This window comes from Streptomyces sp. NPDC029169 (assembly GCF_055563935.1).
The window spans coordinates 186,426-210,037 of sequence record NZ_JBVHXA010000014.1; the positions used below are offsets into that span (position 1 = coordinate 186,426).

At 71.1% G+C, this 23,612-nt stretch carries 26 protein-coding genes, 5 tRNA genes and 1 pseudogene; 8 read left to right on the forward strand and 24 right to left on the reverse strand.

Annotated elements, in window-relative coordinates:
* Positions 1-26: 26 nt before the first annotated feature.
* Complete coding sequence (locus ACZ4VI_RS24920) at positions 27-869, forward strand: CAP domain-containing protein (protein ID WP_468002547.1); 843 nt, start codon at positions 27-29, stop codon at positions 867-869.
* 92 nt (positions 870-961) lie between these two features.
* The gene (locus tag ACZ4VI_RS24925; RefSeq protein WP_468002549.1) at positions 962-1,345 is read left to right on the forward strand and encodes a winged helix-turn-helix transcriptional regulator; all 384 of its coding nucleotides are present in this window, start codon (positions 962-964) and stop codon (positions 1,343-1,345) included.
* Positions 1,346-1,355: 10 nt separating this feature from the next.
* Here ACZ4VI_RS24925 and mutM read toward each other — a convergent pair whose 3' ends face one another.
* From mutM to ACZ4VI_RS24970, 9 genes are all read right to left on the reverse strand, one after another.
* Positions 1,356-2,216 carry a bifunctional DNA-formamidopyrimidine glycosylase/DNA-(apurinic or apyrimidinic site) lyase gene (gene mutM / locus ACZ4VI_RS24930; RefSeq protein ID WP_468002551.1) on the reverse strand — a complete coding sequence of 287 codons (861 nt, stop codon included), beginning with the start codon at positions 2,214-2,216 and terminating at the stop codon, positions 1,356-1,358.
* A 534-nt stretch (positions 2,217-2,750) separates the two neighbouring features.
* The gene (gene rnc / locus ACZ4VI_RS24935; protein WP_468002553.1) at positions 2,751-3,572 is read right to left on the reverse strand and encodes a ribonuclease III; all 822 of its coding nucleotides are present in this window, start codon (positions 3,570-3,572) and stop codon (positions 2,751-2,753) included.
* A 19-nt stretch (positions 3,573-3,591) separates the two neighbouring features.
* Positions 3,592-3,765, reverse strand: a complete 174-nt coding sequence (rpmF, locus tag ACZ4VI_RS24940) for a 50S ribosomal protein L32 (protein ID WP_030496967.1) — start codon at positions 3,763-3,765, stop codon at positions 3,592-3,594.
* A 2-nt stretch (positions 3,766-3,767) separates the two neighbouring features.
* Positions 3,768-4,451: a YceD family protein gene (locus ACZ4VI_RS24945; RefSeq protein WP_468002605.1), complete on the reverse strand. Its 684-nt coding sequence runs from the start codon at positions 4,449-4,451 to the stop codon at positions 3,768-3,770.
* Between the two features lie 103 nt (positions 4,452-4,554).
* The gene (locus ACZ4VI_RS24950; RefSeq protein ID WP_468002554.1) at positions 4,555-5,598 is read right to left on the reverse strand and encodes an ATP synthase F0 subunit B; all 1,044 of its coding nucleotides are present in this window, start codon (positions 5,596-5,598) and stop codon (positions 4,555-4,557) included.
* A gap of 110 nt (positions 5,599-5,708) precedes the next feature.
* Positions 5,709-6,200 carry a pantetheine-phosphate adenylyltransferase gene (gene coaD, locus ACZ4VI_RS24955; protein WP_468002607.1) on the reverse strand — a complete coding sequence of 164 codons (492 nt, stop codon included), beginning with the start codon at positions 6,198-6,200 and terminating at the stop codon, positions 5,709-5,711.
* Between the two features lie 26 nt (positions 6,201-6,226).
* Positions 6,227-6,808: a 16S rRNA (guanine(966)-N(2))-methyltransferase RsmD gene (rsmD, locus tag ACZ4VI_RS24960; RefSeq protein WP_468002556.1), complete on the reverse strand. Its 582-nt coding sequence runs from the start codon at positions 6,806-6,808 to the stop codon at positions 6,227-6,229.
* 95 nt (positions 6,809-6,903) lie between these two features.
* Entirely contained in the window at positions 6,904-9,126 is a 2,223-nt protein-coding gene (gene recG, locus ACZ4VI_RS24965) for an ATP-dependent DNA helicase RecG (protein WP_468002558.1), read from the reverse strand.
* Between the two features lie 90 nt (positions 9,127-9,216).
* Entirely contained in the window at positions 9,217-10,797 is a 1,581-nt protein-coding gene (locus ACZ4VI_RS24970; RefSeq protein ID WP_468002559.1) for a DAK2 domain-containing protein, read from the reverse strand.
* Between the two features lie 238 nt (positions 10,798-11,035).
* Between ACZ4VI_RS24970 and rpmB the strand changes: the two genes are divergently transcribed.
* A complete protein-coding gene (gene rpmB / locus ACZ4VI_RS24975; RefSeq protein WP_015036441.1) occupies positions 11,036-11,221 on the forward strand; it encodes a 50S ribosomal protein L28 in 186 nt (61 codons plus the stop codon).
* A gap of 88 nt (positions 11,222-11,309) precedes the next feature.
* On the opposite strand, the gene thiD is transcribed toward rpmB, so the two are convergent.
* Together thiD and ACZ4VI_RS24985 are read right to left on the reverse strand one after the other, a co-directional pair.
* Positions 11,310-12,122, reverse strand: coding sequence for a bifunctional hydroxymethylpyrimidine kinase/phosphomethylpyrimidine kinase (thiD, locus tag ACZ4VI_RS24980; protein ID WP_468002609.1), 813 nt, complete (start codon positions 12,120-12,122; stop codon positions 11,310-11,312).
* Positions 12,095-13,057, reverse strand: a complete 963-nt coding sequence (locus ACZ4VI_RS24985) for a thiamine-phosphate kinase (protein WP_468002561.1) — start codon at positions 13,055-13,057, stop codon at positions 12,095-12,097. Before ACZ4VI_RS24985 ends, thiD begins: the two co-directional genes overlap by 28 nt.
* A gap of 183 nt (positions 13,058-13,240) precedes the next feature.
* On the opposite strand from ACZ4VI_RS24985, the gene ACZ4VI_RS24990 reads away from it, so the two are divergent.
* Both ACZ4VI_RS24990 and ACZ4VI_RS24995 read left to right on the forward strand, forming a co-directional pair.
* The gene (locus ACZ4VI_RS24990) at positions 13,241-13,474 is read left to right on the forward strand and encodes an Lrp/AsnC family transcriptional regulator (protein ID WP_103548548.1); all 234 of its coding nucleotides are present in this window, start codon (positions 13,241-13,243) and stop codon (positions 13,472-13,474) included.
* 23 nt (positions 13,475-13,497) lie between these two features.
* Complete coding sequence (locus tag ACZ4VI_RS24995) at positions 13,498-13,986, forward strand: DUF3515 domain-containing protein (protein WP_468002611.1); 489 nt, start codon at positions 13,498-13,500, stop codon at positions 13,984-13,986.
* A 9-nt stretch (positions 13,987-13,995) separates the two neighbouring features.
* Here the strand turns inward: ACZ4VI_RS24995 and ACZ4VI_RS25000 are convergent, their stop codons facing one another.
* The 3 genes from ACZ4VI_RS25000 to ACZ4VI_RS25010 all read right to left on the reverse strand — a co-directional run bounded on the left by ACZ4VI_RS25000 (position 13,996) and on the right by ACZ4VI_RS25010 (position 16,977).
* Positions 13,996-15,135, reverse strand: a complete 1,140-nt coding sequence (locus tag ACZ4VI_RS25000) for a D-alanine--D-alanine ligase family protein (RefSeq protein WP_468002563.1) — start codon at positions 15,133-15,135, stop codon at positions 13,996-13,998.
* 91 nt (positions 15,136-15,226) lie between these two features.
* Positions 15,227-16,228, reverse strand: coding sequence for an NAD(P)H-dependent glycerol-3-phosphate dehydrogenase (locus ACZ4VI_RS25005; RefSeq protein WP_468002565.1), 1,002 nt, complete (start codon positions 16,226-16,228; stop codon positions 15,227-15,229).
* Positions 16,225-16,977: a lysophospholipid acyltransferase family protein gene (locus tag ACZ4VI_RS25010; RefSeq protein WP_468002567.1), complete on the reverse strand. Its 753-nt coding sequence runs from the start codon at positions 16,975-16,977 to the stop codon at positions 16,225-16,227. Before ACZ4VI_RS25010 ends, ACZ4VI_RS25005 begins: the two co-directional genes overlap by 4 nt.
* A 162-nt stretch (positions 16,978-17,139) precedes the next feature.
* Here ACZ4VI_RS25010 and cofC point away from each other — a divergent pair, with 162 nt between their 5' ends.
* Together cofC and ACZ4VI_RS25020 are read left to right on the forward strand one after the other, a co-directional pair.
* Complete coding sequence (gene cofC / locus ACZ4VI_RS25015) at positions 17,140-17,802, forward strand: 2-phospho-L-lactate guanylyltransferase (RefSeq protein ID WP_468002569.1); 663 nt, start codon at positions 17,140-17,142, stop codon at positions 17,800-17,802.
* Between the two features lie 10 nt (positions 17,803-17,812).
* Positions 17,813-18,022 carry a hypothetical protein gene (locus tag ACZ4VI_RS25020; protein WP_468002571.1) on the forward strand — a complete coding sequence of 70 codons (210 nt, stop codon included), beginning with the start codon at positions 17,813-17,815 and terminating at the stop codon, positions 18,020-18,022.
* Between the two features lie 140 nt (positions 18,023-18,162).
* Here ACZ4VI_RS25020 and ACZ4VI_RS25025 read toward each other — a convergent pair whose 3' ends face one another.
* The 4 genes from ACZ4VI_RS25025 to leuC all read right to left on the reverse strand — a co-directional run bounded on the left by ACZ4VI_RS25025 (position 18,163) and on the right by leuC (position 21,319).
* Positions 18,163-18,819 carry an HU family DNA-binding protein gene (locus ACZ4VI_RS25025; RefSeq protein WP_468002573.1) on the reverse strand — a complete coding sequence of 219 codons (657 nt, stop codon included), beginning with the start codon at positions 18,817-18,819 and terminating at the stop codon, positions 18,163-18,165.
* A gap of 143 nt (positions 18,820-18,962) precedes the next feature.
* Positions 18,963-19,190, reverse strand: coding sequence for an SCO5555 family protein (locus ACZ4VI_RS25030; protein WP_468002575.1), 228 nt, complete (start codon positions 19,188-19,190; stop codon positions 18,963-18,965).
* A 104-nt stretch (positions 19,191-19,294) separates the two neighbouring features.
* Complete coding sequence (leuD, locus tag ACZ4VI_RS25035; RefSeq protein ID WP_468002576.1) at positions 19,295-19,888, reverse strand: 3-isopropylmalate dehydratase small subunit; 594 nt, start codon at positions 19,886-19,888, stop codon at positions 19,295-19,297.
* Positions 19,889-19,894: 6 nt separating this feature from the next.
* Positions 19,895-21,319, reverse strand: a complete 1,425-nt coding sequence (leuC, locus tag ACZ4VI_RS25040; RefSeq protein ID WP_468002578.1) for a 3-isopropylmalate dehydratase large subunit — start codon at positions 21,317-21,319, stop codon at positions 19,895-19,897.
* Between the two features lie 140 nt (positions 21,320-21,459).
* Between leuC and ndgR the strand changes: the two genes are divergently transcribed.
* A complete protein-coding gene (gene ndgR / locus ACZ4VI_RS25045) occupies positions 21,460-22,176 on the forward strand; it encodes an IclR family transcriptional regulator NdgR (protein WP_005311436.1) in 717 nt (238 codons plus the stop codon).
* Between the two features lie 128 nt (positions 22,177-22,304).
* Here ndgR and ACZ4VI_RS25050 read toward each other — a convergent pair.
* From ACZ4VI_RS25050 to ACZ4VI_RS25075, 6 genes and pseudogenes are all read right to left on the reverse strand, one after another.
* Positions 22,305-22,377, reverse strand: a tRNA-Glu gene (locus ACZ4VI_RS25050).
* Positions 22,378-22,432: 55 nt separating this feature from the next.
* A tRNA-Gln gene (locus ACZ4VI_RS25055) sits at positions 22,433-22,504 on the reverse strand.
* Between the two features lie 16 nt (positions 22,505-22,520).
* Positions 22,521-22,593 (reverse strand) — tRNA-Glu (locus ACZ4VI_RS25060).
* 61 nt (positions 22,594-22,654) lie between these two features.
* Positions 22,655-22,727 (reverse strand) — tRNA-Glu (locus ACZ4VI_RS25065).
* Between the two features lie 43 nt (positions 22,728-22,770).
* A tRNA-Gln gene (locus ACZ4VI_RS25070) sits at positions 22,771-22,842 on the reverse strand.
* Between the two features lie 94 nt (positions 22,843-22,936).
* Positions 22,937-23,527 (reverse strand): annotated as a pseudogene (locus ACZ4VI_RS25075) (HAD family hydrolase); the annotation flags it as partial.
* Positions 23,528-23,612: the final 85 nt, after the last annotated feature.

A 23,612-nucleotide genomic window follows, 5' to 3' on the forward strand; every position in this document is an offset into this window, starting at 1 on the left:
CACAGGACGTCAGGAAGGCAGGGCAGATGGGACGCCATCGCAAGAGGCGCGGCGCGCCCGTGCGCACCGGACTGCTCGGTGCCTCCGCCGCGGTCGCCGTCGGCGCGATCGCCGTCGCCTCGGGCCTGCTGCCCGGCGGTGACACGTACACCGTGGGCAGCGCGGGCTCCGGCAAGGAGCAGAGCCTTTCACGGCAGGCCCCGCAGCTGACGACCCAGGGCGGCGCCACCGCGACCCCGACGAGCCAGTCGCCGAGCGCCAAGGCCTCCGCCTCCCCCACCGCGACCCCCTCGCCGAAGCCGTCGAAGACGAGCGCCTCGCCGTCGCCGACGAAGCCGGCCGCCCAGCCGTCGAAGACGGCCAAGCCGAAGCCGGCCCCGACGACCGTGAAGCCCGCGCCCCGCACCAAGGCGCCGGTGGTTCCGGTGACGCCTGTGACGCCTGTGGCACCTGTGGCACCTGTGGCACCTGTGGCACCGACCCTCAGCCGCGACCAGGCCGCCGAGGCGGAGGTCGTCCGGCTGGTCAACGAGGAGCGGGCCAAGGTGGGCTGCTCCGCGGTGCGCTCGGACTCCGCTCTCGCGGCGCTGGCGGGCGCGTTCAGCAAGGACATGGCGGTGCGCGGCTTCTTCGACCACACGGACCCGGACGGCGACACCCCGTGGGAGCGTGCCCGTCAGGCGGGCATCACCGGCATGGGCGGCGAGAACATAGCCCGCGGCCAGGCGGACGCGGCTGCCGTGATGGAGTCCTGGATGACCAGCGACGGCCACCGCGCGAACATCCTGAACTGCGACTACACGACGCTCGGCGTCGGTGTGCACTTCGCCGACGGCGGCCCGTGGTGGACGCAGGACTTCGGGTTCTGAACCCCGGGTTCCGAACCCCGGGCGTGGCCCGAGTCCGCACTAACCGCTGGTGAGCGCTGTGCCGGAGTACGGTGCCGGAGTACCGTGACAGCATGACCGACGACCTCGCCTTCGACGTGTTCGCCCGGGCCTGCCAGTCGCGCGTCACGCTGGAGCATGTGACCGGGCGGTGGGGCGGCCTCACCCTCTGCGCGCTCCACGAGGGGTCGTTCCGCTTCAACGAGCTGCGGCGCCGGGTCGACGGGGTCAGCGAGAAGATGCTGTCGCAGACCCTGCACGCCCTGGAGCGCGACGGACTCGTGCACCGCAAGGCCCAGCCGACGAACCCGCCCCGGGTGGACTACACGCTCACCCCGCTGGGCCGCGAGGTCGCCGAGCGGCTGGTCGGGCTGATCGAGCTGGTCGAGGGCCGAATGCCGCAGGTCCTGTCGGCGCGCGAGCGGTACGACGCGGCGCGCGGGGCGGTCACGCCGTAGCGCGGAGCCGTCACGCCGTAGCGCGGGGCGGGCGCTGGCAGCGGGGGCAGAAGTAGCTCGACCGGTTCATCCAGGGGCGTCGGCGCATCGGCGTGCCGCAGCGGCGGCACGGCTCGTCCTCACGTCCGTACGCGTCGAGCGACCGGTCGAAGTAGCCCGACTCGCCGTTCACGTTGACGTACAGACTGTCGAAGCTGGTCCCGCCGGCGGCGAGGGCCTCGTTCATGACGTCCCGTACATGGCCGAGGAGTTCGGCCGAGCGGGGCCGGGTGAGCGTGGCGGTCGGGCGTTCGTAGTGCAGCTTGGCGCGCCAGAGCGCCTCGTCCGCGTAGATGTTGCCGACGCCGCTGATCAGCGTCTGGTCGAGCAGCGCCCGCTTGATCGTCGTACGGCGCAGGCGCAGCGCCGTCTGGAAGGCGGCGTCGTCGAACTCCGGGTCCAGCGGGTCGCGGGCGATGTGCGCGATGACGTCGGGCAGCCCGTCGGGCGTGTTGTCGTGGAGCGAGAGACCGCCGAAGGTGCGCTGGTCGACGAAGCGCAGCTCGGTGCCGAGTGCGTCCTCGAAGCGGACGCGGATCCGCAGGTGCTTCTCGTCCGGGGCGTCCTCGGGCTGCACGAGCAGCTGCCCGCTCATCCCCAGGTGGCCGAGGACGGACTCCTCGGAGTCCGCCAGCGGGATCCAGAGGTACTTGCCGCGCCGTCGCGCGATCCCGAGGCGGTGGCCCTTGAGGCGGGCGGCGAAGTCCGCACCGCCGCCCGGGTGCCTGCGGACCGCCCGGGGGTGCAGCACCTCGACCTCGCCCACGGTCCGTCCGCCGACCCAGCGCTCAAGCCCGCGCCGCACGACCTCGACCTCGGGCAACTCGGGCACGGGACTCCTCCGGAGGGGCTACGGAAACGCTCCCCGAAGCCTACTGCCCGGGTGCCTACCCCCGGCGCGGGGGCGGGCCTGCAGGTCCGAACCCGCAGCACCCGCCGGCGCGGGAGCGGCCGGCGCGGGAGCGGCCGGCGGCGGGGGCCGGCGCCGGGGGGCGGGGCTGCAGGGCCGAGCCCGGGCGCCCGCCGGCGCCGGGGCGGCCGGCGGCGGGGGCCGGCGGCGGGGGCCGGCGCCGGGGGGCGGGGCTGCAGGGCCGAATCCGGGCGCCCACCGGCGCCGGAGCGGCCGGCGGCGGGCACGAAGTCGGTTGGCGGCGGGCACGAATCGGCCGGCGGGCATGGAGTCGGCCGAGCGCCTCCGGGCCGGAACCGGCCGGGCGCCGGCCGACGACGGCCGGGGTGGACGACGGCGCGGCGCCGGGTCGGCCGAGCGGTGGGGCGAAGCCGCCCCGGTCCCGGCCCTCGCGTGAGAAACGACCCGGGCCGGGGCCCCTGAGGGGTCCCGGCCCGGGTCGTTGGAAGACGAAGGTCAGGCAGAAGGCTCGCCCGCGGGCGTCGGAGAGCCGTCGCTCTCCGGGTGCTCGCCGGTGGGGGCGGTGGCGCCCGCCTCGGCCGCGGCCTTCGCCGCCGCCGCGCGTTCGTCCGCCGCCGCGCGAATCGCGCGCCATGCGGACTCCGCCGCCTGCTGCTCCGCTTCCTTCTTGCTGCGGCCGGTGCCGGTGCCGTACGAGACACCACCGACGCGGGCGGCAGCAGTGAAGGTCTTCTCGTGGTCCGGGCCCGTCTCCGTGACGAGGTACTCCGGAACACCCAGTCCCTCGGCCGCGGTCAGCTCCTGGAGGCTGGTCTTCCAGTCCAGGCCTGCACCGAGGTTCGAGGACTTCTCGATCAGCGGGTCGAAGAGCCGGTGCACCAGCTCCGAGGCCGCGTCGAGGCCCTGGTCGAGATAGACCGCACCGATCACCGCTTCAAGGGTGTCGGCGAGGATGGACGCCTTGTCCCGGCCACCCGTGCCCTCTTCGCCCCGGCCGAGGCGGATGAAGGAACCGAGTTCGAGGCCGCGACCGACCTCCGCCAGCGCACGCGAGTTGACCACCGCGGCCCGCAACTTGGCCAGCTGGCCTTCGGGCAGGTCGGGGTGGGTGCGGTACAGCGTGTCCGTGACCACCAGACCGAGCACGGAGTCCCCGAGGAACTCGAGACGCTCGTTGGTGGGCAGGCCGCCGTTCTCGTACGCGTACGAACGGTGCGTCAGCGCACGCACCAGAAGGGCGGACTCGAGCTGATACCCGAGCCGCCCTTCCAGAAGCGTGTGGGACGAGGCATTGTCCGTCTTGTCGGACTCAGACATTGCGCCTCTCACCAGCCACTCAGACCGAGAGGACCTGGCGCTTGTTGTAGGTGCCGCAGCTCGGGCACGCGATGTGCTGCTGCTTCGGCTCCTGGCAACGCTCACACGAAACCAGGGTGGGGACCGCAGCCTTCCACTGCGACCGGCGGTGGCGCGTGTTGCTGCGCGACATCTTCCGCTTCGGAACAGCCACGGCTACTTCTCCTGCTTCTCGTCGACGCCAGCTTCGGCGCCGCTCATGTTGTCCTTCTCATCGGTTCCCAGCGAACCGGCGAGTCCCTGCAGTGCCGCCCAACGCATGTCGACGGCATCGTGGTGGTGGTCCGGGTTGTCGTTCAGGTTGATTCCGCATTCGGAACACAGACCCGCACAGTCCTCCCGGCACACCGGCTGCATCGGCAGTGCGAGCACCACCGCATCACGCAGCACGGGTTCGAGGTCGAACATGCCGTCCTCGAGGGGGATCATGTCCTCGCTCTCCTCGGCTTCGTCGTCCGCGGCCGCCTTCGAGCGGCCCCGGTCGTCGGAGTCGGGGTACGAGAACATCTCCTGGAAGTCCACATCGAGCTCCAGCTCGACGGGCTCCAGACACCTTACGCACTCCCCCTCGGCCGATGCACGGGCGGTGCCTGTGACAAGCACCCCTTCCATGACCGACTCAAGACGGAGATCGATTTCCACGGGCGCGCCTTCCGGCACACCGACGACCCCTTCGACACCGAAGTCCTTGGGGGCCGTGACCGAGCGGGAGACCCTCTGGAGCGCACCAGGACGCCGTCCCAGCTCGTGCGTGTCGAACACGAGGGGGTTGCGGTGGTCGAGGCGCGTGCTCAGGGCTCTTCCTGCTTTCGGTTCGTGAGGGAGCTGCCGTGTTCGAATCGAGAGACGAAGCGGGCAGCATGGATCGCGGGCATACGCGCGACCGAAGAGCCAGGATACTGGACGCTTCGCTCAGGGCCCAATCCGGCCCGTGGCGCCGGGCTCAGTGCCCCTGGCCGTGCCCCTGACCGTGCCCCTGGCCCTGCTCGTACTGCCGCAGCTGCTCCAGGTCGATCATGCTCGTGTCGAAGAAGCTGGTCTCGTCGAGCGCGGCGGCCTGCGGCTGGTGCATCTGCTGCTGGTAGCCGTACGGGTCGGGCTGCTGGGGCTGCTGGTACGCGTACGGGTCGGGCTGCTGCTGGTACGCGTACGGGTCCTGCTGGTAGGCGTACTCCTGCGGCTGCTGGTACCCGTACGGGTCGGGCTGCTGCTGGGCCGGGATCTGGACCTGTACCGGCACCGGCTCCGGGTCGGCCAGCTCCGCCAGCCCCGCCAGGTAGTCCGCGTCGCTGGTGTGCACGGCGTTGCCCGCCGCGTCCTGGGCGGCCATGTGCGCGCCGAGCTCGTCCGTGGCGATCCGCCCGTGCAGTTTCTGCCGGCCGCGGCCGACGGCCTCCAGGGTCTTGGACAGGACGGCCTCGAAGGCGCCGAGCTTGGCGTCGACATACTCGTCGGCCCGGTGGATCAGGGTCTGCGGGTCCGCGCTGTACTCGGGGGCGTCATCCTCTGCGGGGTCGATGTATCCCTGCTCGTCCAGGCCGGGGCCGCGGCCGAGGAGCTTCTCGCGGCCGCGGTCGACGGAGCCGATGGTCTTGTTGAGGACGACCTCGAAGTTGGCGAGCTTGGAGTCGACGTACTCGTCGGCCTCGGCGCGGATCTCCTCGGCCTCCCGGCGGGCCTCGGAGAGGATCCGGTCCGCCTCGTCCTGGGACTGGCGGGCGACCTGGGTGTCGGAGATCAGCGAGCCGCGCTCGGCGTGGGCGGCCTCGATGATCCGCTCGGCCTCCTGGCGGGCCTGCTCGACCATCTGCTCGCGCCCGCCGAGGAGCTGCTGGGCCTGGGCCAGGGAGCCCGGCAGGGCCTCCCGTACCTCTTCGAGCATGGCGAGCAGCTCGGCGCGGTTGACCACGCAGGACGCCGACATGGGCATGGAGCGGGCGTTCGCGATCGTGGAGACGATCTCGTCGAGCTTCTTCTGCACGTCCACCGGGTGCTCGCCACTCTCTACAGCTGGATGGAGACGGACGGGACGACTGTACGGCCAGTCGTCCCCCGTACGACACCGGGTGACGGACCGTCAGGAACGGTCGCTCGGGGTCACTGCTGGCTTCGCCGCTCGGCGAGGCGCTCGGTGAGCCGGCCGAGGACGGCCGGCGGGACCAGGTGGGAGACGTCGCCGCCCCACGCGGCGACCTCCTTGACCAGGGAGGACGACAGGAAGCTGTAGGTGGGGTTGGTGGGGACGAACAGGGTCTCGACGCCGGAGAGCCCGTTGTTCATCTGCGCCATCTGCAGCTCGTAGTCGAAGTCGCTGACCGCGCGCAGGCCCTTGACGATCGCGGGGATGTCGCGCTGCTTGCAGAAGTCCACGAGCAGGCCGTGGAAGGACTCGACCTCGACGTTGCCGAAGTCGGCGGTGACCTCGCGGATCAGCTCGATCCGCTCCTCGACGGTGAACAGCCCCTTCTTGGACTGGTTGATCATCACCGCGACGTGTACGACGTCGTACAGCTTGGAGGCGCGGGCGATGATGTCGAGATGTCCGTTGGTGATGGGGTCGAATGACCCCGGACAGACGGCGCGGCGCAACTTGAGTCCCTCGCTCTCCGGTCCGGTCATGGTGCGTCTTCGCACGTAGAGGCGGCGCGACCGTACCAAAACGTTCCCTCGCCGTAGCGACGGGACCGCAGTGGCTCGAAACCGGCCGGCCAGCCGAATTCCCCGCCTCGGGTGCTGCGCTCCACGGTGACGAGGGCATCCTCCGCGATCCAGCCCCCGGAGCGGAGTGTGAGGAGGATCTCGCGAAGATCGTCGTCCGAGACGGCGTACGGCGGGTCCAGAAAGACCAGGTCGTACGGCTCCGCCGGGGCGGGGCCCGTCACGATCTGCTCGGCCTTGCCGGAGCGCAGCTCGGCGCCGGGGAGGGCGAGGGCGCGGATGTTCTCCCGTACCGTCTTCGCCGCGCGGGCGTCCGCCTCGACGAGCAGGGCGTGGGACGCGCCCCGGGACAGCGCCTCCAGGCCGACGGCGCCGGAGCCCGCGTACAGGTCGGCGACGCGTGCCCCCGCGAGGCCGTGGAACGACTCCCAGGTGGAGAAGAGGCCCTCGCGCGCCCGGTCGGAGGTCGGGCGGGTGCCGTTGCCGGGCGGCACGGCCAGTCGGCGTCCGCCGGCGGTACCGGCGATCACGCGGGTCATCTGGGGTCCTCGTCATCCATAAGCCATTGCGTACGCATGGACAGCTTATGGCGGCAGCCGCCGAAACGGGTCGGCCCCGCGGACGTCTGCGGAGGTCACCCCTTCTCCAGGAACTCCTCCCGTTCCTTGTCCAGGAGTGCGTCCAGGGCGGTGCGCAGCTCTGGGTGGTCGGTGAGGTCGGGGTCGGCGAGGACGACGGCGGTGGCCTCCTCGCGGGCGGCGGCGATGACCTCCTCGTCGTCGATGACGGTGAGCATCCGGAGCGAGGAGCGGACGCCGGACTGGGCCTGGCCGAGGACGTCGCCCTCGCGGCGCTGCTCCAGGTCGATACGGGAGAGCTCGAAGCCGTCGAGGGTGGAGGCGACGGCGGCGAGGCGCTGCCGGGCCGGGCTTGCCTCGGGCATCTCGGTGACGAGGAGGCAGAGGCCGGGGGCGGAGCCCCGGCCGACGCGGCCGCGGAGCTGGTGGAGCTGGGAGACACCGAAACGGTCGGCGTCCATGATCACCATCGCGGTGGCGTTCGGGACGTTGACGCCGACCTCGATGACGGTGGTGGCGACCAGGACGTCCACCTCGCCGGCGGCGAAGCGGCGCATGACGTCGTCCTTGTCGTCCGGGTGCATCCGGCCGTGCAGGATCTCGACGCGGAGCCCGGCGAGCGGGCCCTTGGTGAGCTGCTCGGCGATCTCCACCACGGCGAGCGGCGGACGCTTCTCGGCCTCGTCCTCGGGGGACGGCTTCTTCTTCGTGCCCTTGCCGTTCTCGTCCTCGTCGTCGCCGATGCGCGGGCAGACGACGTACGCCTGGTGGCCGTTCTCCACCTCCTCGCGCACCCGCTCCCACGCGCGCGTGAGGAAGTGCGGCTTGTCGGCGGCGGGGACGACATGGCTGGCGATCGGGGAGCGTCCGGCGGGCAGCTGGTCCAGGACGGAGGTCTCCAGGTCGCCGAAGACGGTCATGGCGACCGTGCGCGGGATCGGCGTGGCGGTCATGACCAGCAGGTGCGGGGGCTGCTTGCCCTTGCCCCGGAGGGCGTCGCGCTGCTCCACGCCGAAGCGGTGCTGCTCGTCGACGACGACCAGGCCGAGGTCGTGGAACTGCACCTTGTCCTCGATCAGCGCGTGCGTGCCGATGACGATCCCGGCCTCGCCGGTGACCAGGTCGAGCAGGGCCTGCCTGCGGGCGGCGGCGCCCATGGACCCGGTGAGCAGCACGACCTTGGTGGCCTGCTCGGCCCCGCCGAGCATCCCGCCCTCGGCGAGCTCGCCCATCATCTCGGTGACCGAACGGTGGTGCTGCTGGGCGAGGACCTCGGTCGGCGCGAGCATCGCGGCCTGTCCCCCGGCGTCGACGACGGCGAGCATGGCCCGCAGGGCCACCATCGTCTTCCCGGATCCGACCTCGCCCTGGAGGAGGCGGTGCATGGGGTGTTCGGTGGCGAGGTCGTCGAAGATCTCCTTGGAGACCTTCTTCTGACCGTCGGTGAGCGTGAACGGCAGCTTGGCGTCGAAGGTGTCGAGGAGGCCGCCGGGGGTGGGGGTGCGGGCGACGGCGGGCAGTTGGGTGTCGGCGTACCGGCGGCGGGCGAGGGCGACCTGGAGGACGAAGGCCTCGTCCCACTTGAGCCGCTGCCGGGCGTCCTCGATGTCGGCCTTCGTACGGGGCCGGTGGACCTTCTGGAGCGCCTCGGGCAGCTCGGCGAGGCCGCGGCCCTCGCGCAGGGCGGGCGGCAGCGGGTCGGCGAGCCCGGCCCAGCCGGTGGCGGCCAGGGAGTCCAGGGCGATGGAGACGGACTGCTCGATGGTCCAGGACTCCAGCTGCTTGCAGGCGGGGTAGATCGGCAGCAGTTCGTTCGCGAACGCCCTGACCGTCTCGTCGCTGCTGTCGGCGTCCAGGAGTTTGTACTCGGGGTGGGCGAGCTGGAGCTTGCGGTTGAAGACGCCGACCTTGCCGGCGAACATGCCGCGGCGGCCCGGCAGCAGCTCCTTCTGGTGGAAGTGGACGGCCCGGCCGAAGAAGACGAGCTGCATCCGGCCGCTGCCGTCGGTGATGGTGACCTCGAGGCGCTGGCCCTTGCCCCGGCCACCCCTGTTGAAGGTCAGCACGCGTGCGTCGGCCACCTGCGCGACCACCGTGACGTGCTCGTCGAGCGGCAGGTCGGCGAGGGCGGTGAGCTCGCCGCGCTCGGCGTACCGCCGGGGGTAGTGGTGGAGGAGGTCCCCGACCGTACGCAGGTCGAGCTGCTCGGCCATCACCTTCGCGGTGGCGGCGCCGAGGAGGTTCTTCAGGGGTTCGTCGAGCACTGGCACGCGTTCCATTGCACACCACCGGACTGACACCCGTCTCGCAGGCTGTGGATATCTCCTGCTCACGTCGGCGCCGTGACCTCCACCGGCCCCCCGGAGTGGCTACTCCACGCCGATCAGGAGCGCCGGGGCGCCCGAGCCCGCGTGGTAGGTCGTCGTGTCCACTGCCAGGTACGTCTCGCGGACGTGGCGTTCCAGGGCGGCCGCCAGCGATTCCGGTGTCTCGTCCGAGACGATCAGGGTCACCAGTTCGCCGCCCGCAGAGAGCATCCGGTCCAGGACCGTGCGGGCCGTCGTCGTCAGGTCCTGGCCGATGACCGCGACGTCGCCCTCGATCAGGCCGAGGACGTCCCCTTCCTGGCAGACGCCGGCCGACGTGAAGGACTGGCGTTCGGCGACGGCGAGTTCGGCGTACCGGGTCGCCCCCGCCGCCGCCGTCATCGCCACCACGTCCTCGTCGAAGCGCCGGTCCGGCTCGTGCACCGCGAGCGCCGCGATGCCCTGGACGGCCGCCCGGGTCGGGATCAGGGCGACCCGGATGCCCTCCGCGCGGGCCTGCTCGGCCGCCGCGCCCGCCGTGTGCCGCAGGTCGCTGTCGTTGGGCAGCAGCACGACCTCGCGCGCGTGGGCCCGCCGGATCGCGTCGACCAGCTCCCCGCTGGCCGGCGGCTCCCCCGGCCTGGCCAGCACGGTCGTCGCGCCCGCCTCAGCGCACAGGCCCGCGAGCCCCTCCCCCGGTACGACCGCCACGACGGCGCGCTGCAGCCGTTCCCGTACCTCCGAGACGCCGGCGAAGTGCGTGATACGGATCCGGTACGGACGTCCCGCCTCCACGCCCGCCTCCACCGCCGCCCCCGCGTCGTCGACATGGACGTGCACGTTCCACAGCCCGTCCCCGCCGACCACGACCAGCGAGTCGCCCATCGCGTCCAGCCGGGCGCGCAGCCGCTCCACGGAGGCGTCCTCCGCCTCCAGGAGGTAGATCACCTCGAAGGCCGGTCCGCCCTCGGGGGTGCAGTCCTCGACCGCGAGCACAGGAACCATCGCGACCCGCGGCCGCACCTGCGCCTCGCCCGAAACCGCCTCCACCAGCGCGCCGAGGACCGCCACCAGACCCCGTCCGCCGGCGTCCACGACGCCCGCACGCTCAAGGACTGCCAGTTGCCCGGGGGTCGCCTCAAGGGCCGTCCTGGCCCCCTCGTACGCCTCCCTGGCCACCGTCACGAGGTCTCCGCCACCGCCGCAGGCCTCGGCCGCCGCCCCGGCCACGGTCAGGATCGTTCCTTCGACCGGGTGCGCCACGGCCTCCCGGGCCGCGCGGGAGGCCGCCGCCAGGGAGCGGGCGAGGTGATCACCGTCACGCCCGTCGGCGAGCACGGACGCCATGCCGAGCAGCAGCTGCGAGAGGATCGTCCCGGAGTTTCCCCGTGCCCCGATCAGGGCGCCGTGCGCCATGGCGCGTACGGCGTCGGCCGCGTCGGGTTCGTCCGCCGCGAAGACCGCCTCGACCGCCTGGGCGGCGGACTCCACCGTCAGGTAGAGGTTGGTGCCGGTGTCCCCGTCGGCGATCGGATAGACGTTGATCGCGTCGATCTCCTCGCGCTCCCGGCCGAGCGCCTCCAGCGCCCGTACGCACCAGGACCGGACCGTTGCGGCGTCGAGGGTCTGCGGGGGCTGCGGCAACGGGTGAACCTCCTGCTGGGCGGCTTCTGCGGCGAACTCACCGCAGGGTAGACCCGGTCGTGACCTGGGGCCGGGGCGGGGGCCGCGGCGGTCGTGGTAGTTTCGTTCTACGGGAGCAGCCGTTGTATGCTGCTTCGGTTGCCCGGCGAGAGTCGGGCCATTCCCCCGGCAAGCCACTTCAGAACTCTGATTCCGGTGCGCCGGTTTCACTGTAAATCTGAAGTCTTTGGAGTGACCCGTGGCTGCCAACTGCGACGTCTGCGGCAAGGGGCCGGGCTTCGGCAACAACATTTCGCACTCGCACCGCCGTACGCCCCGTCGCTGGAACCCGAACATCCAGCGTGTGCGTGCCGTGGTCGGTCGGACGCCGAAGCGGCTCAACGTCTGCACCTCGTGCATCAAGGCCGGCAAGGTCTCGCGCTAACGCCGACTCGTCGTAGCGCAGCCCCTGCGGTTGCCTTGAAAGGCCGGTTCACCTCGGTGAACCGGCCTTTTGCCATGCCCGGACGTCTTTAGCGTCGCAGCCGCCAGCCGTGGTCCACCGGGCCGATCCCCGACCCCAGCGCGAAGCCGGCCGCGATCGCCCCCGTCACGTACGCCTTCGCCTCCCGCACCGCCTCCGGCACGGCCAGCCCCTTCGCGAGGCCCGACGCCACCGCCGAGGCGAGCGTGCAGCCCGTGCCGTGCGTGTGCCGGTTGTCGTGGCGCGGCGCCCGCAGCCAGTGCTCCTCGCTGCCGTCGGTCAGCAGGTCGACGGCGTCCCCGTCGAGGTGCCCGCCCTTGATGAGCGCCCAGCGCGGCCCGTACGACAGGATCGCCGCCGCGGCCTCCCGTAGGTCGGCCTCTGAACGCACCCGTACGCCGGTGAGCTGTGCGACCTCGTCCAGATTCGGGGTCGCGACCGTGGCGACGGGCAGCAGCTTCGTCCGTACGGAATCCAGCGCCGAGGCCGCGAGCAGCGGGTCGCCGTGCTTGGATACCCCGACCGGGTCGACCACGACGGGCGCGTCCGTGCCGGCAAGGAGCTCCGCCACCGTCTCCACCAGCCGCGCCGACGCCAGCATGCCGGTCTTCACGGCCTGCACGCCGATGTCGTCGACGACGGCGCGGTACTGGGCCCGTACGGCTTCCTCGGGGAGTTCCCAGGCACCCCGCACGCCCAGCGAGTTCTGCGCGGTGACGGCGGTGATCACGCTCATGCCGTGGACGCCGAGGGCGAGCATCGTCTTGAGGTCGGCCTGGATGCCCGCGCCGCCGCCGGAGTCGGATCCGGCGACCGTGAGGGCCAGAGGCGGGCTCACTGGTGGCCTCCGAAGTGGTCCCAGCCGCCCTTGGTGTGCCAGGGCGCCCCGTCCACGGTCACCTGCGGCAGCGCTGAGGGGTTCAGGACCTCGCCGATGACCTTCCAGCGGGCCGGCAGCTTCACGTCCGGCGGGAAGGTGGCGACGATGGCGTGGTCCTCTCCCCCGGTGAGCACCCACTGCAGCGGGTCCACGCCGACGGCCTGGCCGATGTCGTTCATCTGGGTCGGGATGTCGATGAGCCCGGAGCGCAGGTCGATGCGGACCTTGCTGGCCTCGGCGATGTGGCCGAGGTCGGCGATGAGTCCGTCGCTGACGTCGCACATGGCGGTGGCGCCGAGCCCGGCGGCCGCGGGACCCGCGTGGTACGGCGGTTCGGGCCGCCGGTGGGCCTCGACGAAGGCGCGCGGGGAGCGGAAGCCTCGGGAGAGGACCGCGTAGCCGGCGGCGGACCAGCCGAGCCAGCCGGTGTACGCGACGACGTCGCCGGGCTGGGCGCCGCCCCGGGTCACCGGGTCGTGGTTGCGCAGATCGCCGAGGGCGGTGATGGCGACGGTGATGGTGTCGCCGCGGACGACGTCGCCGCCCACGACGGCCGCGCCCGCGACCTGGCACTCGTCCCGCAGGCCGTCCATGAGCTCGGTGGGCCAGGTGACCGGGAGTTCGGCCGGGACGACCAGGCCGAGGAGCAGTGCGGTGGGGACGGCGCCCATCGCGGCGATGTCGGCGAGGTTCTGCGCGGCGGCCTTGCGGCCGACGTCGTACGCCGTCGACCAGTCGCGGCGGAAGTGACGTCCTTCGAGCAGGACGTCCGTACTGACCACCACGCGCCGGTCGGGTGCGGAGACGACCGCGGCGTCGTCGCCGGGGCCGATCCGTACCGCCGGGGTGGAGGTGAGCCGGGAGGTGAGCTCCCTGATGAGCCCGAACTCCCCCAGCTCTCCTACTGTGCCCTTCACCGCGTCTCACCTCGTGTTGTCGTGCGGTACCGTCAAATTGACCGTCTGGAACGTCAACTGCTGTCTTGCCTACGCCACACTGTGGGCGCCTCGGGGCGCGCAGGTCTCCCCGCGGCCCGCGGCGACGCGGTACCGTGGCGTCTCTTTCTCCCACAAGATCCTCGTGGCCGCCCTGGAGGTTCCGTGGTACAGGCGTACATCCTCATCCAGACCGAGGTGGGCAAGGCGTCGACCGTCGCCGAGACCATCTCCAAGATTCCAGGAGTGATCCAGGCGGAAGACGTGACGGGCCCGTACGACGTCATCGTCCGCGCCCAGGCCGACACGGTCGACGCGCTGGGCCGCATGGTGGTCGCCAAGGTCCAGCAAGTGGACGGCATCACGCGGACCCTCACCTGCCCGGTCGTGCATCTGTAGCCCCCGTCTACCCTTGGCCGGTGATGTCTTCCCACCGGCCCTTCGGTCTGCCCGCCGCCGTCGCAGCCGTGCTGCTGGCCGCCGCGGGCTGCTCCTCCACGGACGCGAAGGCGCCGGTCCCGGTTCCCAGCCCGCCGGCCGCGGAAGCGGCCTTCTGCCAGGCTCTGGCGAAGGAGCTTCCCGACACCGTGGCGGGGCTGGAACGGAACGATCCTGAGCCGGACTCCGAGCTGACCGCCGGGTGGGGGGATGCGGCGATCGTACTGCGCTGCGGGGTCCCCCGGCCCGAAAGGATGTCCGATCCGCAGGCGCAGGGCGTCTCGGTGGACGGCGTGCGCTGGATGCTGGAGCAGCGGGAGGGCGACGGACCCCGGTTCACCTCGGTGTACCGCGAGACGTACGTCGAGGTGAGCCTTGCCGAACGGTACGTCCATGACGTCGGTCCGCTCGTGGATCTCGCCGCCCCCGTGGAAAAGGCCGTTCCCTGCGCACTTGAGCCGGAATGTGACTAGGCCCGTGCCCTAGCGCAGGCCCGTGGAGCGGGTCAGCGCGGCCTGGATCAGCCGGTCGACCAGCTCGGGGTAGCTGACGCCGCTCTCCTGCCACATGCGCGGGTACATCGAGATCGGGGTGAAGCCGGGCATGGTGTTGATCTCGTTGATCACGAACTCGCCGTCCTCGGTGAGGAAGAAGTCGGCGCGGACCAGGCCCTCGCAGGAGACGGCCTCGTACGCGGCGACGGCGAGCCGCTGGACCTCGGCGGTGGCCTCGTCGCCGATCGGCGCGGGGACGATCCCGGAGGCCGAGTCGATGTACTTGGCCTCGAAGTCGTAGAAGTCGTGGTCGGTGACCGGCGGGATCTCGGCGGGCACGCTGGCGCGCGGGCCGTCCTCGAACTCCAGGACGCCGCACTCGATCTCGCGGCCGCGCAGCAGCGACTCGACGAGGATCTTGGGGTCGTGGCGGCGGGCCTCCTCGATGGCCTCGTCCAGGCCGGAGAGGTCGTCGACCTTGGTGATGCCCATGGAGGAGCCGCCGCGCGCGGGCTTCACGAAGAGCGGCCAGCCGTGCTCGGCGGCGAACTCGACGATCTTCTTGCGCGCTGCCGCGGGGTTCTGCTCCCACTCACGCGGCCGGATGACCTCGTACGGCCCGACGGGCAGCCCGAAGGAGGTGAACACCCGCTTCATGTACTCCTTGTCCTGGCCGACGGCGGAGGCGAGGACGCCCGCGCCGACGTAGGGGACGCCGGAGAGCTCCAGGAGGCCCTGGAGGGTGCCGTCCTCGCCGTACGGGCCGTGGAGCATCGGGAAGACGACGTCGACCTCGCCGAGGGCCTTGGGCACGGAGCCGGGCTCGGTGTACACGACCTCGCGGTTGGCCGGGTCGACGGAGAGGACGACGCCGCCCTGCTCGGACTCGGTGAGGTCGGCGACGTTCGGCAGCGCGCGGTCGGCGATGGCCATCCGCTCCGGGGCGTCGGCGGTCAGCGCCCAGCGCCCGTCCGTCGTGATGCCGATGGGCAGCACGTCGTACTTGGTCCGGTCGATGGCGCGCAGGACGGCGCCGGCCGTGACGACGGAGATGGCGTGCTCGGAGCTGCGTCCGCCGAAGACGACGGCCACGCGCGGCTTGCGGGGGCTCTGGGTGTTCTCGCTCATAACGCGATGAGCGTACCTTGCGTGTTCGATGCGCTTAAGAGCCCCGGCCCGCCGCGCGCGTCGGGCCTGATGCGGGTCCCCGTGGCGTCCGTCAGCCGCGCTCGGGCTTGGCGCTGCGCGACATCAGCTCCTTGAGGGCGACGATCGGCGGCTTGCCCTCGTGGACGATCGAGACGACCGTCTCGGTGATCGGCATGTCGACACCGTGGCGGCGGGCCAGATCGAGCACGGACTCGCAGGACTTGACGCCCTCCGCGGTCTGCTTGGTCGCCGCGATGGTCTCCTCCAGGGTCATCCCGCGGCCCAGGTTGGTGCCGAAGGTGTTGTTCCGGGAGAGCGGCGAGGAGCAGGTGGCCACCAGGTCGCCGAGGCCGGCGAGACCGGAGAAGGTCAGCGGGTCGGCGCCCATGGCGAGGCCGAGCCGGGTGGTCTCGGCGAGGCCGCGGGTGATGAGCGTGGCCTTGGAGTTGTCGCCGAGCCCCATGCCGTTGGCGATGCCGACGGCGAGCCCGATGACGTTCTTGACCGCGCCGCCGAGCTCGCAGCCCACCACGTCGGTGTTGGTGTACGGGCGGAAGTACGGGGTCATGCAGGCGGCCTGGAACCGCTGCGCGACCGTCTCGTCCACACAGGCAACGACGGCGGCGGCCGGCTGCCGGGCGGCGATCTCCAGGGCCAGGTTGGGTCCGGTCAGGACGGCCACGCGCTCGGCGGGCACGTCGGCGACCTCGATGATGACCTCGCTCATCCGCTCGGCGGTGCCGAGTTCGACGCCCTTCATCAGGGAGACGAGGACGGTGTCGGGGGCCAGCTTGGGGGTCCACTCGGCGAGGTTGGCGCGCAGGGTCTGCGAGGGGACGACGAGGACGGTGAAGTCGGCCTCGTGGGCGGCCTCGCCGGGGTCCGTGGTGGCCCTGACGTTCGCCGGGAGTTCGATGCCCGGGAGGTAGTCGGGGTTGGTACGGGTGGTGTTGATGGCCTCGACGAGCTCGGCGCGGCGGCCCCAGAGGGTCACCTCGCAGCCCGCGTCGGCGAGCACCATGCTGAAGGCGGTGCCCCAGGACCCGGTTCCGAATACGGCTGCCTTGGTCACTTCGTACCCTCCCCGGCGGCCTTGCGCCGCTGTTCCAGCCGGGCCTTGCGGTGGTCGTACGGCTCGGCCGGCGCCTTCTCGCCGCGGACCTCCTCCAGGAGCGCGGTGATCGCGGCCATGATGACCTCGGTCGCCTCGCGGAGCACGTCGGGCGTCGGCTCCTGGTCGTAGAAGCGGGAGAGGTCGACGGGCGGACCGGCCTGCACGATGAGCGTCTTGCGCGGGAACAGGCTGAGCTTGTTCTCCTTGGCGTACGGCGGCATCGCGAGGTTGGCACCCCACTGGGCGACCGGGATGACCGGCGCCTTGGTGAGCAGCGCGACGCGGGCGGCGCCGGTCTTGCCGGCCATGGGCCACATCGCGGGGTCGCGGGTGAGGGTGCCCTCGGGGTAGAAGGCGACGCACTCGCCGCGCTCGATGGCCTCGACGGCGGCCCGGAAGGCGTCCAGGGCGTTGGTCGTCTCGCGGTAGACGGGGATCTGTCCGGTGCCGCGCAGCATGGTGCCGACGAACGAGCCCTTGAAGAGGCCGGCCTTGGCGAGGAAACGCGGAACACGTCCGGTGTTGTACTGGAAATGCGCGTAGGACAGCGGGTCCAGATACGAGTTGTGATTGACGGCGGTGATGAATCCGCCGTCCGCCGGAATGTGTTCCGTTCCGCGCCAGTCCCGCTTGAACAGAACCACCAGTGGGGGTTTGGCGATGACCGCCGCCAGGCGGTACCAGAAGCCGATTCTGCGGCGGGACACTCGTGCACCTTCCTCTGGGACTGGCGTGCAGGGGGTCAAGTGTCGCCCCATGCTCCTGGTCTGTCGAGGACACCGTACGCCTCGCGCTCGCGCCGTTGCCGGGCACCGGGCCCTCCGCTCTGCCGGACGCGGAGGCGTGGTGTCGGGTCACAATGGGCCGCGATGAACATCGATCCGGACGACGGCTGGTCCCTGGTCGTACCCCTGAAGCCCCTTGCGCGGGCGAAGAGCAGGCTCGCCGCGGCCGCCGGGGCGGGCTTGCGCCCGCGGCTCGCGCTGGCGTTCGCGCAGGACACGGTCGCCGCGGCGCTGGCGTGCGGGCGGGTGCGGGATGTGGCGGTCGTCACGGACGATCCGGCGGCCGCGGCGGCGCTCGCCGCGCTCGGGGCGCGGATCGTGCCGGACTCCCCGGCCGCCGGACTCAACGCGGCGCTGGCGCACGGGGCGCGGACGGTACGGGAGGCCAGGCCCCACGCGCGCGTGGCGGCGCTCAACGCGGACCTGCCGTCGTTGCGGCCCGACGAGCTGGCCCGGGTCCTGGCCGTGGCCGGGGAATTTCCGCGGACATTTCTCGCGGATGCCGCCGAAATAGGTACGACATTCCTCTCGGCAGGGCCGGGTGTGGAATTGGCACCTGCTTTCGGGGGTGCGTCGCGGCGCCGGCATTTGTCGTCGGGCGCGGTGGAAATCAGACTGGCCGGGGTGGATTCCGTACGCCGGGACGTGGACACGGGCGAGGATCTGGCGGCGGCGCTGGCGCTGGGGATCGGCCCCCGGACGGCCACCCACTGGGATCGCGCCGCCGGTGATCGCGCGGCCGGATAGGCTGCGGACCATGCAGGCGACCGCGTACACGTACGACCCCGAGACCCGCAGCGGCAGTGTGCTGCTCGACGACGGCACCCCGGTGGAGTTCGGGGCCGAGGCCTTCGACGCGGGCGGGCTGCGGCTGCTGCGTCCTGGGCAGCGGGTGCGGATCGAGACGGAGCCCGACACCGGGGGCGCGGGACTGCGGATCACGCTGGTGACGCTGCAGACCCTGTGAGCGGGGCGCGGATCCGGTGAACTGACCGATTCGTTCGGGCCGGATGGGCCGAACAGGGCGTGGACGCGCCGCGGGCCGGCCTCCCCGAGGGGAGCCCGGCCCGGCGTGTGAGTGGCTCTTGGCCCTTGTGCCGCTTACTCCTACTTCTTCGCGGCGGCCTTCTTGGCGGTGGTCTTGCGCGCCGTCGTCTTCTTGGCGGGCGCCTTCTTCGCCACGGCCTTCTTCGCCGGCGCGGTCTTCTTGGCGACGGCCTTCTTGGCCGCGGCCGCCTTCTTCGCCGGGGCCGCCTTCTTGGCCGCCGCCGTGACCTTCTTGGCGGGCGCCTTCTTCGCGGGCGCCTTCTTCGCGGTGACCTTCTTCGCCGTGACCTTCTTCGCGGGCGCGGCCTTCTTGGCCGCCGCCTTCTTCGCCGGCGCGGCCTTCTTGGCCGCGGCCTTCTTCACGGTCGCGGCGGCCGCACCGCCCATGAGGCTGCCCTTGGGCGCCTTCTTGACGGCGACCTCGCCACCCTTGGGGAGCTTCTTCGAGCCGCTGACCAGGTCCTTGAAGCCCTGACCCGCACGGAAGCGCGGAACCGAGGTCTTCTTGACCCGCACGCGCTCACCCGTCTGCGGGTTGCGGGCGTAGCGGGCCGGACGGTCGACCTTCTCGAACGAGCCGAAGCCGGTGACCGAGACCCGGTCCCCGGAGACCACGGCACGCACGATGGCGTCGAGCACGTGGTCGACGGCGTCGGCGGCCTGCTGGCGACCGCCCATCTTGTCGGCAATCGCTTCTACGAGCTGCGCCTTGTTCACGTCTTCCCCTTCGGAGACATTGCCAGAACGAAAGTGTTCAAGCTTTTTCGCACGTTAGGCATGTATATACCGCAAATCAAACACGAAACGGGCTAATCACCCTAGTGCCGCAACGTGGAAGTCCCGTTGCGGAGTTCCTGGTGTCAGTCGTCTTCAGGGAATCGGCCCTCGTCGAGGTCCTTCATCAACCGGTCGAGACGCGCTGCCGCGTCCGCGAGATCGTGCTTCGCCGCTGCCGTGACGACCAGCAGCTTCCGGGACAGCGCCATCCTTACGCCCTCCGGGACTTGCAGTTCGCGCACTCTTGTGTGCGCTTCCTTCAATCGGGCGGCAACTGCCTCGTAGAGCTCGAGTTGGCTGTCACCTTCCATGCACCGATTGTGCCATCTAGGGCGAGTTGTCGCCCGACGGGGTCTCAACAAGCGACTGCGCCCCCCACCGGCAGGTGGGGGGCGCAGTCGTGTAAAAGCGCTGCTCAGGCCGTAATTGTACGGGGCTTGAAGGCCGGCCTCGCCGCCTCGTAGGTGGCGATGTCGGCTTCGTTCTGAAGGGTGAGGCTGATGTCGTCCAGACCGTTCAGCAGACGCCAGCGGGCGTTCTCGTCGAGCTCGAAGTCGGCGTCGATCCCGGCCGCCAGCACCTTGCGGCGCTCCAAGTCAACCGTGATTTCGGCCGTCGGGTCGGCCTCGGTCAGCTCCCAGAGGGCGTCCACGGTCTTCTGGTCGAGGACGACTGTCAGCAGACCGTTCTTCAGCGAGTTGCCGCGGAAGATGTCGGCGAACCGGGAGGAGATGACGGTCTTGAAGCCGTAGTTCTGCAGGGCCCAGACGGCGTGCTCACGGGAGGAGCCGGTGCCGAAGTCGGGGCCGGCCACCAGGACCGTGGCGCCCTGCCGCTCGGGGCGGTTGAGCACGAAGTCGTCGGCCTTGCGCCAGGCCTCGAAGAGCCCGTCCTCGAAGCCGTCGCGGGTGACCTTCTTCAGCCAGTGCGCGGGGATGATCTGGTCGGTGTCGACGTTGCTGCGGCGCAGCGGGACGGCCCGGCCGGTGTGCGTGGTGAAAGCTTCCATGGTTCCTCAGACCCCCGCGGGCGTAGCGACGTCGGACAGATCGGCCGGGGAGGCCAGATGGCCCAGTACGGCGGTGGCGGCGGCGACCTGGGGCGAGACCAGGTGGGTCCGGCCGCCCTTGCCCTGCCGGCCCTCGAAGTTGCGGTTGGAGGTGGACGCGGAGCGCTCACCGGGCGCCAGTTGGTCGGGGTTCATGCCCAGACACATCGAGCAGCCCGCGTGCCGCCATTCGGCGCCGGACTCCTTGAAGACCTTGTCCAGGCCCTCCTCGACGGCCTGCAGGGCCACTCGGACCGAGCCGGGGACGACCAGCATCCGGACGCCCTCGGCGACCTTGCGGCCCTCCAGGAGGGCGGCGGCGTTGCGCAGGTCCTCGATGCGGCCGTTGGTGCAGGAGCCTACGAAGACGGTGTCGACCTTGATGTCGCGCAGCGGCTGCCCGGCGGTCAACCCCATGTATTCCAGGGCCTTTTCGGCGGCCAGGCGCTCCGAAGCGTCTTCGTACGAAGCCGGGTCGGGGACGTTCGACGAAAGCGGCGCGCCCTGGCCGGGGTTGGTGCCCCAGGTGACGAACGGCGCCAGGGAGGCGGCGTCGATGACGACCTCGGCGTCGAAGACCGCGTCCTCGTCCGACTTCAGGGTCTTCCAGTACGCGACGGCGGCGTCCCAGTCCTCGCCCTCGGGGGCGTGGGCGCGGCCCTTCAGATAGGCGAAGGTGGTCTCATCGGGGGCGATCATGCCCGCGCGGGCACCGGCCTCGATCGACATGTTGCAGATGGTCATCCGGGCCTCCATCGAGAGCTTCTCGATGGCGGAGCCGCGGTACTCCAGGATGTAGCCCTGGCCGCCGCCGGTGCCGATCTCGGCGATGATCGCCAGGATCAGGTCCTTGGCGGTGACGTCCTCGGGCAGCTCGCCGTCGATCGTGATCGCCATGGTCTTGGGGCGGGCCAGCGGCAGCGTCTGGGTGGCGAGCACGTGCTCGACCTGGCTGGTGCCGATGCCGAACGCCAGCGCGCCGAAGGCGCCGTGCGTGGAGGTGTGCGAGTCGCCGCAGACGACCGTGGTGCCGGGCTGGGTCAGGCCCAGCTGGGGGCCCACGACGTGGACGACGCCCTGCTCGACGTCGCCCAGCGGGTGCAGCCGTACGCCGAACTCGGCACAGTTCTTGCGGAGGGTCTCCAACTGGGCTCGGGAGACCGGGTCGGCGATCGGCTTGTCGATGTCGAGGGTCGGGGTGTTGTGGTCCTCGGTGGCGATGGTGAGGTCGAGGCGCCGCACCTGCCGGCCGTTCTGACGCAGGCCGTCGAACGCCTGGGGGCTGGTCACCTCGTGCAGCAGGTGCAGATCGATGAAGAGGAGGTCGGGCTCGCCCTCGGCGCGCCGGACGACGTGGTCGTCCCAGACCTTCTCCGCGAGTGTCCTACCCATCGCTTTCCCTCCGGCCGACGTGATCGCCGGCACAACTAGAGACCCGTTTCGCGGGCCGTTGTGCGGCCGCTTCCCCAGGGTCGCAAGATCCCGGGAAAATTGAACTTGCGTTTCACAGAGTGAGACGTGAATATCGTTGCATGGACAACTCTAGCGGCGTGGGCGTTCTCGACAAGGCAGCCCTTGTCCTGAGCGCCCTGGAGTCCGGTCCGGCCACCCTCGCAGGTCTGGTCGCGGCGACGGGACTCGCACGACCCACGGCACATCGCCTCGCCGTGGCACTGGAACACCACCGGATGGTGGCGCGCGACATGCAGGGCCGGTTCATCCTCGGACCGCGCCTGGCGGAGCTCGCCGCCGCGGCCGGTGAGGACCGCCTGCTCGCCACGGCGGGCCCGGTACTGACGCATCTGCGCGATGTCACCGGCGAGAGCGCGCAGCTCTACCGGCGTCAGGGCGACATGCGTATCTGCGTGGCGGCCGCCGAGCGGCTGTCCGGCCTTCGGGACACCGTCCCGGTCGGCTCCACGCTGACGATGAAGGCCGGCTCCTCGGCGCAGATCCTGATGGCCTGGGAGGAGCCCGAGCGGCTCCACCGCGGTCTTCAGGGCGCCCGCTTCACGGCGACGGCTCTGTCGGGCGTACGGCGCCGTGGCTGGGCCCAGTCGATCGGTGAGCGGGAACCGGGCGTGGCGTCCGTCTCCGCGCCCGTACGCGGCCCCTCGAACCGCGTGGTGGCCGCCGTGTCGGTCTCCGGGCCGATCGAGCGCCTGACGCGCCACCCGGGCCGTATGCACGCCCAGGCGGTCATCGACGCCGCCGCCCGCCTCTCCGAGGCGCTCCGCCGCAACGGCTGATCCTCCTCCGTCCCTTCTGCACGAATCCGGCCCACCGCTTCAACGCCGCAGCGGTGGGCCGGAGTTGTGTCCGTAGACCACGAACAACGAAGAAGCCCTCCCCCGAAGGGAAGGGCTTCCTCCATGCGTACCCCCGACCGGATTCGAACCGGCGCTACCGCCTTGAGAGGGCGGCGTGCTAGGCCGCTACACAACGGGGGCCTTGCGGATGCTGTGACATTTAACGACACCCGCGGATGCAGATGAGCTCTGCGAGCTGGCCTACCAGGACTCGAACCTAGAATGACGGTACCAGAAACCGTAGTGTTGCCAATTACACCATAGGCCATGGTGGTTTAGACCAGTACCCCCGACCGGATTCGAACCGGCGCTACCGCCTTGAGAGGGCGGCGTGCTAGGCCGCTACACAACGGGGGCCCTAGCGATCCTGCATCGGATTCACCGGGTGCGACCCTGGTGATCCCGCGGGAAGGATCTGTACCCCCGACCGGATTCGAACCGGCGCTACTGCCTTGAGAGGGCAGCGTGCTAGGCCGCTACACAACGGGGGCTTCGTGGATGAGATCCACATACGATGCAGATGAGCTCTGCGAGCTGGCCTACCAGGACTCGAACCTAGACTAACTGAACCAGAATCAGTCGTGCTGCCAATTACACCATAGGCCACCAAAACGCGACCCCCGTCGAGGGGGATCTTGTTCGGGTTGTTGCTCCGGGGGTCTCGGCCTTTCGGCTTGCTCCCCTCGGCGCAGGAAGAACACTACCCGAAGGTGTCCGGCGCTCCAAAACGGGTATCGCCGCGCAGCAGACCGGGGAGCTGGTGGAGGTCGGTGATCCGGATGAGTTCGGGCCGTCCGCCGGTGTCGGCGCGGTCCAGCCAGATGCCCCTGAGGCCCGCCCCGTCCGCCCCCGAGGCGTCGATGTCCGGGTGGTCGCCGACGTACGCCACTGCCGCCGGGGCCAGGCCCAGGGCGGCGCAGGCCGCGTGGAAGGCCTCCGCGGCCGGCTTGGCGACGCCCAGCTCCGCGGCGCACACCACGGCCTCGAAGCGGTCCCGCACGCCGAGGACGCGCAGCTTGCGGTCCTGGTTGTGGATCGAGGAGTTCGAGAGGACGGCGTGGCGGTACTCGCCGGCGAGCAGGTCGAGCACGGGGACGGCGTCGGGGAAGAGCTCCCAGGCCGCTTCGTAGTGCGTGATGTACCGCTCGAACCAGGCGTCGGCCTCGGCGGCGGTCAGACCGGGCGCCGCGAGGAAGTCCCGGACCCGCTCGCGGCGCTGCTCCCGGAAGTCCACCCCGCCGGCCTCGAAGCGCCGCCAGTGGACGACGGTGAGCTCCTGCCAACGGCGGAGGGGGGGGGGGGGGGGGGGGGAGGGGGGGGGGAGGGAGGCCTGTGGGCGGAGGGGTGTGTCGATTTACTCGAGGTTGTGGGGGGCG

Excerpts from the sequence above, each read along its gene's own strand:
- ACZ4VI_RS24920 (WP_468002547.1), top strand. The coding sequence starts at position 27 with ATGGGACGCCATCGCAAGAGGCGCGGCGCGCCCGTGCGCACCGGACTG.
- ACZ4VI_RS24925 (WP_468002549.1), top strand. The coding sequence starts at position 962 with ATGACCGACGACCTCGCCTTCGACGTGTTCGCCCGGGCCTGCCAGTCG.
- rnc (WP_468002553.1), bottom strand. The coding sequence starts at position 3,572 with ATGTCTGAGTCCGACAAGACGGACAATGCCTCGTCCCACACGCTTCTG.
- rsmD (WP_468002556.1), bottom strand. The coding sequence starts at position 6,808 with ATGACCCGCGTGATCGCCGGTACCGCCGGCGGACGCCGACTGGCCGTG.
- recG (WP_468002558.1), bottom strand. The coding sequence starts at position 9,126 with ATGGAACGCGTGCCAGTGCTCGACGAACCCCTGAAGAACCTCCTCGGC.
- ACZ4VI_RS24995 (WP_468002611.1), top strand. The coding sequence starts at position 13,498 with ATGTCTTCCCACCGGCCCTTCGGTCTGCCCGCCGCCGTCGCAGCCGTG.
- ACZ4VI_RS25000 (WP_468002563.1), bottom strand. The coding sequence starts at position 15,135 with ATGAGCGAGAACACCCAGAGCCCCCGCAAGCCGCGCGTGGCCGTCGTC.
- cofC (WP_468002569.1), top strand. The coding sequence starts at position 17,140 with ATGAACATCGATCCGGACGACGGCTGGTCCCTGGTCGTACCCCTGAAG.
- ACZ4VI_RS25020 (WP_468002571.1), top strand. The coding sequence starts at position 17,813 with ATGCAGGCGACCGCGTACACGTACGACCCCGAGACCCGCAGCGGCAGT.
- ACZ4VI_RS25030 (WP_468002575.1), bottom strand. The coding sequence starts at position 19,190 with ATGGAAGGTGACAGCCAACTCGAGCTCTACGAGGCAGTTGCCGCCCGA.
- leuD (WP_468002576.1), bottom strand. The coding sequence starts at position 19,888 with ATGGAAGCTTTCACCACGCACACCGGCCGGGCCGTCCCGCTGCGCCGC.
- leuC (WP_468002578.1), bottom strand. The coding sequence starts at position 21,319 with ATGGGTAGGACACTCGCGGAGAAGGTCTGGGACGACCACGTCGTCCGG.
- ndgR (WP_005311436.1), top strand. The coding sequence starts at position 21,460 with ATGGACAACTCTAGCGGCGTGGGCGTTCTCGACAAGGCAGCCCTTGTC.